Here is a 12,052-nt window from a genome sequence, read left to right as displayed (position 1 = left end):
CAAGCTCCCATCTGTCCGCTCGACTTGCATGTATTAGGCACGCCGCCAGCGTTCGTCCTGAGCCAGGATCAAACTCTCCGATAAATGGATCACAGACTAAGTTCACTGCATCCTGCAGTAACGTCTGTGTGATCTGCATCGTGCAGACCTTAGTTTGACTGACTACGCACATCGCTGTGCGATTTATTTAAAACTTTGAATTAACAGGTACGTTTTGTCTTGTTTAGTTTTCAAAGATCATTACCGCTTGTCGAAGCAGCTTTATTATCTTACCACTCAGCTTCTTTTATGTCAACAACTTTTTTCAAGTTGTTTCCGAAGCTTTTCGTTGTTGTCTGCTGTTCATCAGCGACGTTTAATAATATAACACCCTTTTGAAAATATGACAATAGTTTTTTAAAAAAATCATTAATTATTTTCTTTCATACCTTATTTCAGTTTCTCTTCTATAGAAAGATAAGCTGTCTTGTGGTTTGGCCTATTTTCTTGTATAGTAAGATTGAACTAAATACTTGATGACCACAAGGGGAGCATTAAAGCTGAGAGTGAACGTTTTGTTCTGACCCTTTGAACCTGTTAGTTAACGCTGGCGTAGGGATGTGGCAAAGCCAAATGATTTGCAGTTTATGTAAGCAGCGCGCGGACCTTTTCCCATCCTTCCCCGCGCTGCTTTTTTGTTTATCCTTGATACGGTTGTCTGACCAGGGGGAAAACTATGAATCATTCAACACAGCTTGTGCGCTTAATTGAAATAGCGATTATGACCGGGGCGGCTGTCATTCTGGACATTGTCTCAGGTATGTTTCTCCGGATGCCCCAAGGCGGTTCGGTCTCTATTATGATGATTCCGATTTTTTTGATTTCATTCCGCTGGGGAGTGAAGGCCGGGCTTACGACAGGCTTTTTAACAGGGATTGTCCAGATCGCCATCGGCAATTTGTTTTTGCAGCACCCGGTGCAGCTATTTCTCGATTACATCGCGGCATTTGCAGTTCTCGGTTTCAGCGGCTTGTTTGCTTCCGGTGTACGAGCATCGGCATTGAATAAAAAAAGAGGCGCTTTAACGATGTATGTTATAGGCGGTGTTTTCATCGGCAGTGTGCTGCGCTATGCGGCACATGTAGTCTCCGGAGCTGTCTTTTTCGGAAGCTATGCTCCGAAGGGTACGCCGGTCTGGATTTATTCGTCCGTCTATAACGCGACTTATATGATTCCTTCTTTTATCCTTTCGGCCATTGTCCTTATCTTATTATTCATGACTGCGCCGCGGCTTCTTGAAGCTAAGCGGACGAACTGAAACAGCAGGCGGTTTACGCCTGCTGTTTTTTTATTCCGGGCTGTGCCGTTCGTTTGAATCACTCAGTTCTTTTGTAAGTTCATTTATGCTTTGTTTTATGTTTCCTTTGCCTGAAAAATTCTCAATCAGCTCTTTTACATTGATTCCGGAAGATGCTTTTAAGCTTTCCTGGAGACCGGCCATTAAATTGGTTGCGTAGCCTGTGACTTTATTGGCTCCGCCGTTTTCACCGCTTCCTCCCGTATCCACGACGGTAATTTTATCAATGTTTGAAAGAGGCGCTGAGACTTGTTTTGCGTATTCAGGCAGCATTTTCACAATCATATCAAGGATTGCAGCCTGCCCGTATTTTTCGAATGCGTCGGCGATTTTTTCTTTAGCTTCCGCTTCTGCGAGACCTTTCAGGCGGATGACTTCCGCTTCGGTTTCTCCTCTCGCCTTTTCAGCCTCCGCTTTAGCAAGACCGTCAATTCTCACGCGTTCCGCTTCCGCCTTGGCCATCGCTTCGATGCTGTACTGCTCGGCATCCGCTTCGGCGAGCTGCTTCGCTTTTGCGGCCGCGGCCGCTTGTTCCACCGAGTAACGGTCAGCATCGGCTTTTTTCTTCACTTCAGAGTCATATTGGCGCTCACGGCGCAGAATTTCTTTTTCCTCCAATTCAATCTGCTTTTGCCGCTCAATAATTTTAATTTGCATTTCCTGCTCTGTCACCTGCTGGCGTGCTTTTGCGGTTTCAAGATCATATGCCTGGTCGGCATTGGCTTTTGCTGTATCCTGCTCTCTTCTGTATTCCGCCATTTTCAGCTGATTGATTTTTTCCGCTTCAGCTATTTCCGTCGCCCGCTCCAGCTCTGATTTTTTTGCGTCTTTATCAGCGGCCGCGCGTTTAATCCTCGTCTCTTTATCCGCTTCTGCCGTGGCAATGTCCGCATCCCGCTTGACTTGGGCGATTCTCGGCTTACCTAATGATTCAAGATAGCCGTTTTTATCCCGGACGTCTTTAATCGTAAAAGAAACGATCATCAGCCCCATTTTAGCAAGATCCTGAGACGCGACCCGCTGGACTTCCTGAGAAAACTTTTCCCTGTTTTTATAAATCTCTTCAACGGTCATGGAGCCGAGGATGGAGCGCAGATGGCCTTCCAGCACCTCCCGCGCCTCCTGCTCACGGTCGTCCTTGGATTTCCCCAAAAATTGTTCAGCTGCTGTGGCGATTTCACCGATGGAGCCTCCGATTTTAATAATGGCGGTTCCGTCGGCCATTACCGGCACGCCTTGCTCTGTATAGACTTCAGGTGTAGAGACATCAAGTTTGCTTGACAGTAAACTGAGAGGTTCTGCCTGCTGGAATACCGGGAGCACGAACGTTCCCCCGCCCCGGACGATTTTCAGACGATTTCCGCCTTCATCAATGTGGACGTTCTTATTTCCCAAATAACTTCCGGTCACGATAAGGGCTTCATCCGGCCCCGCTGTCCGGTACTTCGTAATAAATACAGCAATAAGTGCGATGAGTAAAAAGAATACGATTCCGATAACAATGATAATCGGCATAGTCATAACAGTTCCCCCTTAGATATCAGATTGGTTCATGCGGCGTCACAAAAAGCACTCCGTCTTTCACGTCAATCACTAATACGGCCGTTCCGTACTTGATCTGTTCTTGATCAAAGCTGACGGCTGATTTAGAAATGGCGCCCCCTATTCCCTCTATGATCACTTCCCCATAGCCGTCTTTCGGGACGGAAGTAATGACCCTGCCGACCCTGCCCTTTAAATCTGTCTCCCGATATGCGAGCGATTCTTCCGCTGATGAAAGCGGGACAAGGACGAAGAAGTGAAGCAGGCTGACCAAAAGAACCGAAAGAACAAATGAAAGTAACGCAATGACAGGACTTGATAGCGGAGCGGCGATTTCGCCGATATAACCTGAGGCTGAAAAGATTGTTAAAAAAGACAGAATCAATGCAGGGTTTAAAAATGAAACTGGAATGGCTTCCGAGAGGCCGTGAAACACATCTTGAAAAAACAGAATCAAAAGCGTGAGACTTCCCGAAATAATCAATGTGTAAAGATAGACCGTTTCAAGCGGCAGATGAAATATGTCCACATTCTATCCTCCTTTCGGCTTGGTGTCGGAGTGTTACTTTATATACGGATGTAAAGGCAAATGGTTTCAATTTTCTGATAAGTAAGGCTGATTACATGATTATCCAATCCGGATATGATATGTTTACTCTAAAGGAGGAGATAGGATGAGCATTTTTAATGAAACCAGACAGCAGACCTGGGAAGTACTGAAAGGACTCTCTGATGAGGAATTCAACCGAAAGCCCGCGGCTGATGAGTGGAGCGTGCGGGAAGTCCTTGACCATTTAAAGAAAATTGACGAAACAGCGCAGACCCTTTTATCAAAGCAGGCAAAAGACGCACCGTTTAAAAAAATCGAAGACAAACCGATGGAGTTTATAGAGGACAGATCAAATAAACGGCCGGCGCCGTCACACCTCGAACCTGAGCAAAACCGAATATCAGTCATTGAGGCAAAACAAGAATTAGATACGGCAAGACAGCAGCTGACCGCAGTTATTTCATCATTAAACGAGGAAGACTTTGAACGTGTGCTTCCGCATCCTGTTTTTCAAGAACTGACGATCCGCCAGTGGATTGATTTTATCGGCCATCATGAAAAGCGTCACATCAATCAAATAGAAGAAATCAAACAAAAAATCGAGAAGGTCTGAGTCAGACCTTCTCGATTTTTTTCTTGGCGCGTTTCGGTTCATAAGAATGGATGGTGACCGCATCGCCCGTGCATATATCACCCGGGCGTTCAACAATACAGACAATTCCTCTTCTGCCCATCGCGTGCCTCACAAACGCCGCGGCGAGTTTTGGCTGATCCGGATAAAAGGATTGAATGACTTCTCCCGGCTGAATGCACGGATCATTTTCTCCCTCGCACAACAGAGACGCACCGCTTGGAAATATCATTCTGCTTCCTTCTTTAAGCGGCGTCAGCGCAGAAAAACCGCTGATTGCTATATTAGCGCCGAGCCATTCGGGAAAGATATGAGAAATCCCCATCTTCTCCGCAATGTCATCACATTCCTCCATGGACACGATTGAAATTTGTCTCCGGTTAAAAATTTCCGTTCCTCTTTTATACATCGGCTCACGCGCGCCGGCCTTTTTTGTCAGTCCGAAATGCAGGTCACCGGGAAACCCGCCGTATTCCGCGCGAAGCTTGTCCATCTTTTTAGTAACAAATTGTTCGGTATCCGCTATATATACGCCTTCCGTCTTTGCTGTTATGCGTTTCCACATCAGCCACCACCGCCTTTTTCTTGACATTATCCTTAAAAACCCCCGCTCTGTAAAGGAGCGGGGTTCATTTATTATACCGTTTTCGGCGTTAAGTCAAAGCAGCGTTTGTAAATCCAGTTGTATGCTTTCTCATTCAAATCTCTTGGATTTCCGAATGTTTGCGGATCTTTCATGGCTTCTTTTGATAAACGTTCAATCATGTCCGGAGACACACCTTGTTCTTCTAAACTCGGCACCTCTAAATCTTTTACAAGATCATACATCCAGTTGACGGACGCTTTGGCCGCTTCTTCAGTTGTCATGTTGCTTGTATTGATTCCGAATGCTTTGGCGATGCGGGCGAATTTTTCCGGATAGCCTTTCCAGTTGTATTCCATTACCGGTCCCATCATAGCTGCGACGCATTGTCCGTGAGCGACAGGGATGATGCCGCCGAGCGTCTGGCTCATCGCATGCGCCGCGCCTGCTGATTCACTGCCGTATGAAAGGCCGGCAAGCATCGCCGCCTGCGCCATGCCGTATCTTGCTTCCAAATCCTCTCCGTCCGCAAACGCGCGCTTAATATAATGCGCCGCATATTCAATGGCCATTAAAGCGACGGCATCAGTGATCGGCTGCGCGAATTTCATCGTATAGCACTCGATGGCGTGCGCAAGTGCGTCAATACCTGTCATGGCCGTCACATGCGGAGGCATGGACGTGTGCAGCTCAGGGTCAATGACCGTTAAATGCGCAGCGATAAGCGGTCCGCCCGTATTGAATTTAAATTCTCTTTCCTCATCTGTAATGACCGCCCATTGTGTGACCTCTGAACCTGTTCCCGCAGTCGTCGGGATCGTTGTCAGCGGAGGAATACGGTTTTCCAGCGGCTTTTTGCCTTCCGCGGCTTCATAATCAAGCACGCTTCCTTCGTGTGTCGCTTCTACCCCGATCGCTTTCGCCGTATCCATGGAGCTTCCGCCGCCGACAGCCACAAGACCGTTGCAGTTTTCTTTTTTATACAGTTTTGATCCTTCGTTCACAAGACGTACAGGCGGGTTCGGCTCCACTTTGTTAAACAGGACGACTTCAATGCCCGCTTCCTGCAAAGATTCAATGACCGGGTTTGCCACTCCTGCGTTATAAATTCCCGGGTCTGTTACGAGCAGCGCTTTTGTGACGCCAAGCGCTCTGACTTCACTTCCCGCGTGCTGAATCGCGCCGATTCCGTGTTTAATGACTGTGGGGATTTCGAATGTATGGAATTTATGCATGCTTTCTACTTTCATATTTAATGTCATATTGTATCTCCTCCTAATTATGCTTGAAACCAGTTCACAGCCGCAGGTTTCGTGTTGCGGTAAATATGTTTGATTTCCGTGTATTCTTCCAGGCCGATTTTGCCGAGTTCGCGGCCGAAGCCCGATTGTTTGTACCCGCCCCATGGCGCTTGCGCGAAATACGGGTGGAAATCATTGATCCATACCGTTCCCATCCGCAGTTTGGCGGCTACGCGTTCGCATTTTTCAATATCCTTTGACCATACCGCTCCAGCCAGCCCGTAAATGGTATCGTTGGCAAGTCTGATCACTTCTTCTTCAGAAGAAAATGACTCGACTGTTAAAACGGGGCCGAAGATCTCCTCTTGGACTATCCGCATATCAGACTTGCAGTTTGAGAAAATAGTAGGTTCATAGAAAAAACCGTTTTGAAGGGCGGGATCATCAGGACGTTTGCCGCCTGTTTCCAGTTTTGCCCCTTCTTCGATACCGATTTCTACGTATTTTTCGACTTTGGCCCGATGCTCGGCGGAAATCAGCGGACCGCTTTCCGTATCTTCATGAAAACCGTTTCCTAATTTGATGCGTTTCGTGCGCTTGATCAGCTCGGCTAAAAATTCATCATGAATGGCTTCGTCCACCAAAAGACGTGACCCTGCTGAACAAACTTGACCGGCATGGAAGAACACGGCGTTCAGCGCTTGATCTGCAGCTGTTTCGAGATCTGCATCTTGAAATACGATATTCGGATTTTTGCCGCCAAGCTCCAGGGCAATCTTTTTCACGTTGCCGCTTGCCGCCTGCATGATTTTTTTGCCTGTTTCAATTCCGCCCGTAAAAGAGACCAAATCGACGTCGAGGTTTCTCGCCAGCTCGTCGCCGACAGAAGCGCCCGGCCCCAGCACGAGATTGGCGGCCCCTTTCGGAATACCGGCTTCTTCTATTAATTGAAAGACTTTAATGGTTGTCAGCGGAGTAATCTCGCTCGGCTTTAAAACGATCGTGTTTCCGGCCGCAAGAGCGGGAGCGATTTTCCAGCTCGCCTGAAGGAGCGGATAGTTCCACGGCGTAATTTGTCCGCATACGCCAATCGGCTCTCTGACGATTTTACTTACTGAATCGGGAATCGGAGATGAAATGACTTCGCCTCCGTCTTTATCCGCCAAACCGGCATAATATTGAAATACATTTGCGATATCATCCATATCGGCTTTACTTTCTTCAATCGTTTTTCCTGTATCAAGCGATTCCAGCTCAGCTAATTCGTTCAGATCGCGTCTGATTAATTCCGCAATTTTCAGAACAAATTGTCCGCGCTCGAGCCCGGAAAGCACCGGCCACTCCCCTTCATCAAATGCTTTTCTGGCTGCGGCGATGGCTTTCACCGCATCATCCCGGTCTCCTTCGCATACCGTTGCAATTTCTTCTTGATTAAATGGATTAATGATACGGCGGGTCTGTTTTTTTTCTGCACTGATCCATTCGCCGCCGATATAAAGCGTTTTGCTCATAAGAGTCCTCCTTACCGATAAGTAAGTTTGTTAAATAAAAATTTAATGTTTTTAACAATGTTAATTTAACACATGTTTTTTTGCCTGTCAAAACCCGGTCAGTCCGTTTAGATTTTGACATTTTGTCATGATTCGTTAAGATTAAGAACATAAAGAAATGACTTAACAAATTTAAACTTCAAGAGGAAAAGAGGGACAGTATGGATGAGAATCCAGAATTCGCAGCTATAGAACAAGCCAGGGATCTTGTCATTGATTCCATTGCAGAGACGATGGATCTTTACGGAATCACACGGAGTGTCGGGATTTTATACGGAACAATGTATATGAGGGATGAAATGACGCTTGACGAAATGCGTGAGGAACTGCAGATGAGCAAACCGAGTATGAGCACGGGCGTCAAAAAGCTGCAGGATTTAAATGTGGTCAAAAAAACCTTTCACCGCGGCACACGGAAGCATACGTTTGTAGCGGAAAAGGATTTCTTTACGTTTTTCACGAATTTCTTCCCGCCGAAATGGGACCGTGAAGTTCAGGTGAATTTGTCCGCCATCGTACAGGCCCAGGCGGATTTGCAATCCGTTTTGCTGGCCGAGGAAGGCAGCGCGGAATTACAGGAAGAAGCGCGGCAGTTATATGATCAGCTTGAAAGCTCGAAAGCTTATTATCATTGGCTGAAGCGGCTCGCCGACTCGGTTCAGAGCGGGGAGATTTTTAAATTTATTCCGATAGAAACGGACGAAAAAAACGCCTGATTTTGATTCAGGCGTTTTTTGTCGTGATTTGATTATTTTTGAGAAAATATAGGAACATAACCCCATTTACTTCCATTAAAATTGATGGTAAATTTTTATAGGTATGGTCGTTCTTTTTTAAGAACAATCAGCAAATTTTTTTTAGGGGGATTTATGAAAATGAAACAGAAATTTTTCTCAACTGTCATGGCAAGTTTATTCGGCCTGGTTTTGCTTCTTTCTCTGCCGACAGCGTCATTCGCCGCTGAGTCAGGCTCAACCGTTCACGAGCCGGAAATGTCCGCGAAAGCGACTGCTACCTTATTTGCAAAATATACAGGTGCCAGCCAGCAGGAATGGTCATTTTCTGATATCGAATTGACGTACCGTCCGAACACGATCCTGAGCTTAGGCGTTATGGAATTTACCCTTCCTAGCGGATTTGCGGCTACAACAAAAGATACAGTCAACGGACACGCTTTGCGTGAAAGACAGATTCTCAATAACGGCAAAACAGTCAGACTTCCGTTAAACATTGATTTGCTCGGCGCAGCGGAATTTAAGCTTTCTCTTAATAATAAAACATTGCCTGCTGCAGGTACATATAAGTTCCGTGCAGAAAATAAATCATTAAGCATCGGCTCTAAATTCTATGCTGAGGACACAATTGTTGTTCAAAAACGCAGCACACCGCCGACACAGCCTTGCAACTGCAAATAATTGCGAAAAACGGACCGGCACAAGCTCATCGCTTGTCAGCCGGTCTTTTTTTGTGCTGTTTTCTTTCTTCCGGCCCTCGCATTGACAAACCCCTGAAACAGGAGTACATTCTTGTTTGTTGTATTTGGAGTGACGAAAACAGTTTCTTAAGGAGTTATGAGGATTGGGAAAAATCAAAAATAAACAATTTGCCGTCATCGGACTCGGCCGTTTCGGCGGAAGCATCTGTAAAGAGCTTTTTAAAATGGGGCATGAGGTGCTTGCGATCGATATCAGCGAAGAGCGGGTCAACGCATACTCCTCTTATGCCACGCATGCCGTGCGGGCAAATTCAACGGAAGAAAGCGAGCTTCAGTCGCTCGGCATCAGAAATTTTGAATATGTCATCGTAGCAATCGGCGCCAACATTCAGGCAAGCACGCTGACGACGCTGTTATTGAAGGAGCTGAACATCCCTAATATTTGGGTGAAAGCGCAAAACTATTATCATCACAAAGTGCTTGAAAAGATCGGTGCTGACCGTATTATCCATCCCGAAAAGGATATGGGCGTGCGGATTGCGCAAAGCCTTTCAGATGAAAACGTCTTAAATTACATCGATTTGTCAGATGAATACAGCATTGTGGAGCTTTCAGCCACGAAAAAGCTGCATTTAAAATCCATTCTTGATCTCGGCGTCCGGGCCAGATTCGGCTGCACCATTCTCGCCGTGAAACATAATGGAGACATTCAGCTGTCCCCTTCTCCGGAGACTGTCATTCATGAATGTGACTGCCTTGTGCTGATGGGGCATAAACGTGATATTAAAAGGTTTGAAACTGAAGGAATGTAAAAAAGCCGGCAAGCTGCCGGCTTTTTTTGATGCTTATGTTTCTTCACTTAACTGGACGGCGGTTTGGTCTACCCAACCGATCAGCTCATCTTTCACTTGAATTTGGTACCAGACGGATTCTCCGTTTTGTTTTTCAGATACGACTTTAATATGCTGGCCGGTAAACTTTTGCGCCGATGCCAGTTTTATAGAATGCCGCTCTTTTGACGGCTTGGACCACACGTCTTCAATGACGTGGTCTTTGATGGCGCCTTTCATATCAACTGCTTTAAGAGAGGCATTGATTTTGTCATATTCATTCAGGTTATAGGTTTCTATGACATCTTTAATTTTTTCAGCATAGCCGGGGTCTGTGGCGTAGCCGGATTTTTGAAGGGCAGCCGCCGCTGTTTTATAATTGTCCGCTTCAATAACGGGCTTGTACTTCTTTTTATTCCAAGACGTTCCGTTGACAAATAATTTGGCATGGTCATCCATTGATTCAAAAAACGTGCTGTATTTACGGAATTTTGCCCGAATCGTTTTTCGTTTTCCTTTTTCAAATTCATCCGTTTTCATCGTGACGTGTTTTCCTTTATAATCACCTTTTACACCGAACAGGTTGCGCGCTTTCCCCGCAAGCTCACTGTTCCCCCAGTCCGATTCGAGAATGGCCTGTGCGAGGGTGATGCTCGGAAGGACATGATATCTCTCATATAAAATCTGAGCATGCCCGGAAAGGCTGTCAATAAAGACCTGCTGCTCGTCCACCTCTTCAGGCGGTTTTTCTTCCGTCACTATGAATTTCGAAAATACCATTGATACCAGAAATAATCCGAATATAAGAGATACAGCAAAAAGGCACCCAAGCACCCTTTTGGTCTTTGCTTTCTTTTTCATATCAACCTTCCTTTAATTCCGGAATCACTAGATTTATAATTTTACTGGTCATTGATGAAAATTTCAATAAAATAGGGAAAAAGACGGAGAAAGAACACATTGTGCAAATAAAAAAGACCCCTCTTTGAGGAGTCTTTTTTGTTATGCCATGCTCAGCTGAGGGCCGAACAATTCATATTGAACAGAATCAGAGTCAAACCCGAGTGCAAGAATCATATCTTTCATTTGCGTCATAAACTGCGCTGATCCGCACAAGTAACATTCAGCATCTTGATTCAGATGAAGCTGCTCCAAGAAGGTTTGATCAATCCGGCCGCTGTAAAAAGGCTTGTCTCCTGAGCGGTCTTGTTCTGCCGGTTCACTGTAAACATAAATGACGTTAATATTCGGATGATTCTCCGCAGCTTGTTCAGCCTCTTTGCGGAACGCGGCGTACTCTCCGTTTTTCGCGGCATGAATAAAAGTAACGGAACGCTCCGGCTGTTTTTCGGCGGCTGTTTTCAGCATGCTCATCATCGGCGTGATTCCGGAACCGGCACTGATAAGAACAACCGGTTTTTCGGCAGAAGACAGCTTGAAATCCCCGGCGGGTGCGCTGACTTCAAGTTTATCTCCCTCTTGAACTTCATTGTGGAGATAAGAAGAAACCGCTCCGTCCTTTTTCACAGAAATCCGATATGCGCCTTTTTGAGAAGCATCAGACAGGCTGTACTGGCGAATGTGCGTATAAGGCGAATCCGCAATCCGCACTTTAATGCTGATATATTGTCCCGCTTCAAATCCAGGTAGCGAAGAGCCGTCACTCGGTTTGATATAAAACGATGTGATATCTTTGCTTTCTTTTGTTTTCTGTATAACCGTAAATTCTTTATACCCCTGCCATCCGGCTTCATTGTACATGTTTTTTTCAATGCCGATGAAAGCCTCTGCAATAACACAGTAAGCTTTTTCCCATGCCTGCATAATCTCAGGAGTTGCGGCATCCTGCAGCACATCCTTAATCGCCAGAAGCAGATACTTTCCGACAATCGGATAATGTTCCGGTTTTACACCGATACTTGTGTGCTTATGGCCGATCTGTCTGACCGCCGGAATGATTTGTTCTAATTGATCAATATTCGCCGCAGCCGCAATGACTGCATTTGCCAATGCTGCGCGCTGAGTCTGTTTCTTTTGGTTCGTTTGGTTAAACATATTTAACAGTTCGGGATGATCTTGAAACATCAGGTTATAAAAGCGTCCGGTGATGTTTTCTCCATGTGTTTTCAATACAGGTACTGTGCTTTTGATGATGTCTATTGTTCTCTCATCCAGCATGTTCATCCTCAACCCTTCTAAAGATGTATTTTCAATATATCTTTATAGTAAGAGATATTTCGAATAAAAGATATATCCAAAATGAATCTTTAAAAAAGCCGTCACAATATTGTGTTGGTTTTGGAATTTATGGATTTCACCTCCTTTTTTATCACCCGGTGAAACAGGGACACATA

General features: G+C 45.6%; 12 protein-coding genes, 1 rRNA gene and 1 riboswitch. Of the genes, 5 read left to right on the top strand and 8 right to left on the bottom strand.

Annotation, left to right across the window (positions count from 1 at the left end; all coding sequences use genetic code 11):
• Positions 1 to 84: ribosomal RNA gene (locus tag ACWJJX_RS10045) — 16S ribosomal RNA — on the bottom strand; the annotation flags it as partial.
• A 430-nt stretch (positions 85 to 514) separates the two neighbouring features.
• Positions 515 to 615, top strand: a riboswitch (TPP riboswitch).
• Positions 616 to 715: 100 nt separating this feature from the next.
• On the opposite strand from ACWJJX_RS10045, the gene thiT reads away from it, so the two are divergent.
• The gene (gene thiT, locus ACWJJX_RS10040) at positions 716 to 1,297 is read left to right on the top strand and encodes an energy-coupled thiamine transporter ThiT (RefSeq protein ID WP_044052963.1); all 582 of its coding nucleotides are present in this window, start codon (positions 716 to 718) and stop codon (positions 1,295 to 1,297) included.
• 30 nt (positions 1,298 to 1,327) lie between these two features.
• Here thiT and ACWJJX_RS10035 read toward each other — a convergent pair whose 3' ends face one another.
• The gene (locus ACWJJX_RS10035) at positions 1,328 to 2,857 is read right to left on the bottom strand and encodes a flotillin family protein (protein ID WP_024085720.1); all 1,530 of its coding nucleotides are present in this window, start codon (positions 2,855 to 2,857) and stop codon (positions 1,328 to 1,330) included.
• A gap of 19 nt (positions 2,858 to 2,876) precedes the next feature.
• Positions 2,877 to 3,407 carry an NfeD family protein gene (locus tag ACWJJX_RS10030; protein WP_032876878.1) on the bottom strand — a complete coding sequence of 177 codons (531 nt, stop codon included), beginning with the start codon at positions 3,405 to 3,407 and terminating at the stop codon, positions 2,877 to 2,879.
• Between the two features lie 145 nt (positions 3,408 to 3,552).
• On the opposite strand from ACWJJX_RS10030, the gene ACWJJX_RS10025 reads away from it, so the two are divergent.
• Positions 3,553 to 4,041 carry a DinB family protein gene (locus tag ACWJJX_RS10025; protein WP_416405782.1) on the top strand — a complete coding sequence of 163 codons (489 nt, stop codon included), beginning with the start codon at positions 3,553 to 3,555 and terminating at the stop codon, positions 4,039 to 4,041.
• A 1-nt stretch (position 4,042) separates the two neighbouring features.
• Here ACWJJX_RS10025 and ACWJJX_RS10020 read toward each other — a convergent pair whose 3' ends face one another.
• The 3 genes from ACWJJX_RS10020 to betB all read right to left on the bottom strand — a co-directional run bounded on the left by ACWJJX_RS10020 (position 4,043) and on the right by betB (position 7,394).
• Positions 4,043 to 4,624, bottom strand: a complete 582-nt coding sequence (locus tag ACWJJX_RS10020; protein WP_454022949.1) for an MOSC domain-containing protein — start codon at positions 4,622 to 4,624, stop codon at positions 4,043 to 4,045.
• A gap of 71 nt (positions 4,625 to 4,695) precedes the next feature.
• Complete coding sequence (gbsB, locus tag ACWJJX_RS10015; protein ID WP_416405784.1) at positions 4,696 to 5,904, bottom strand: choline dehydrogenase; 1,209 nt, start codon at positions 5,902 to 5,904, stop codon at positions 4,696 to 4,698.
• Positions 5,905 to 5,921: 17 nt separating this feature from the next.
• Positions 5,922 to 7,394, bottom strand: coding sequence for a betaine-aldehyde dehydrogenase (gene betB, locus ACWJJX_RS10010; RefSeq protein ID WP_003152180.1), 1,473 nt, complete (start codon positions 7,392 to 7,394; stop codon positions 5,922 to 5,924).
• 200 nt (positions 7,395 to 7,594) lie between these two features.
• On the opposite strand from betB, the gene cudC reads away from it, so the two are divergent.
• From cudC to ACWJJX_RS09995, 3 genes are all read left to right on the top strand, one after another.
• Complete coding sequence (gene cudC, locus ACWJJX_RS10005; RefSeq protein WP_003152179.1) at positions 7,595 to 8,149, top strand: choline uptake/conversion transcriptional regulator CudC; 555 nt, start codon at positions 7,595 to 7,597, stop codon at positions 8,147 to 8,149.
• A 159-nt stretch (positions 8,150 to 8,308) separates the two neighbouring features.
• Positions 8,309 to 8,848, top strand: coding sequence for a biofilm surface layer hydrophobin BslA (gene bslA / locus ACWJJX_RS10000; protein ID WP_070082729.1), 540 nt, complete (start codon positions 8,309 to 8,311; stop codon positions 8,846 to 8,848).
• 163 nt (positions 8,849 to 9,011) lie between these two features.
• The gene (locus ACWJJX_RS09995) at positions 9,012 to 9,680 is read left to right on the top strand and encodes a potassium channel family protein (protein WP_058906302.1); all 669 of its coding nucleotides are present in this window, start codon (positions 9,012 to 9,014) and stop codon (positions 9,678 to 9,680) included.
• A 33-nt stretch (positions 9,681 to 9,713) separates the two neighbouring features.
• Here ACWJJX_RS09995 and ACWJJX_RS09990 read toward each other — a convergent pair whose 3' ends face one another.
• Positions 9,714 to 10,559 (bottom strand): glucosaminidase domain-containing protein, encoded by an 846-nt coding sequence (locus ACWJJX_RS09990; protein ID WP_454022948.1) that lies wholly within the window; start codon positions 10,557 to 10,559, stop codon positions 9,714 to 9,716.
• A gap of 141 nt (positions 10,560 to 10,700) precedes the next feature.
• Positions 10,701 to 11,876, bottom strand: a complete 1,176-nt coding sequence (gene hmpA / locus ACWJJX_RS09985) for an NO-inducible flavohemoprotein (protein WP_454022954.1) — start codon at positions 11,874 to 11,876, stop codon at positions 10,701 to 10,703.
• Positions 11,877 to 12,052 lie beyond the last annotated feature (176 nt).

This window comes from Bacillus sp. YH3-2-B2 (assembly GCF_053663335.1).
Note: the sequence above shows the minus strand (reverse complement) of the source record. Positions and strands in the feature narration are given on the sequence as shown.

Bases quoted from the DNA above. Each gene is read 5' to 3' on its own strand.
- ACWJJX_RS10025 (WP_416405782.1), top strand. From the start codon at position 3,553: ATGAGCATTTTTAATGAAACCAGACAGCAGACCTGGGAAGTACTGAAA.
- bslA (WP_070082729.1), top strand. From the start codon at position 8,309: ATGAAACAGAAATTTTTCTCAACTGTCATGGCAAGTTTATTCGGCCTG.
- ACWJJX_RS09990 (WP_454022948.1), bottom strand. From the start codon at position 10,559: ATGAAAAAGAAAGCAAAGACCAAAAGGGTGCTTGGGTGCCTTTTTGCT.
- gbsB (WP_416405784.1), bottom strand. From the start codon at position 5,904: ATGACATTAAATATGAAAGTAGAAAGCATGCATAAATTCCATACATTC.
- ACWJJX_RS10035 (WP_024085720.1), bottom strand. From the start codon at position 2,857: ATGACTATGCCGATTATCATTGTTATCGGAATCGTATTCTTTTTACTC.
- betB (WP_003152180.1), bottom strand. From the start codon at position 7,394: ATGAGCAAAACGCTTTATATCGGCGGCGAATGGATCAGTGCAGAAAAA.
- thiT (WP_044052963.1), top strand. From the start codon at position 716: ATGAATCATTCAACACAGCTTGTGCGCTTAATTGAAATAGCGATTATG.
- cudC (WP_003152179.1), top strand. From the start codon at position 7,595: ATGGATGAGAATCCAGAATTCGCAGCTATAGAACAAGCCAGGGATCTT.
- ACWJJX_RS10020 (WP_454022949.1), bottom strand. From the start codon at position 4,624: ATGTGGAAACGCATAACAGCAAAGACGGAAGGCGTATATATAGCGGAT.
- hmpA (WP_454022954.1), bottom strand. From the start codon at position 11,876: ATGCTGGATGAGAGAACAATAGACATCATCAAAAGCACAGTACCTGTA.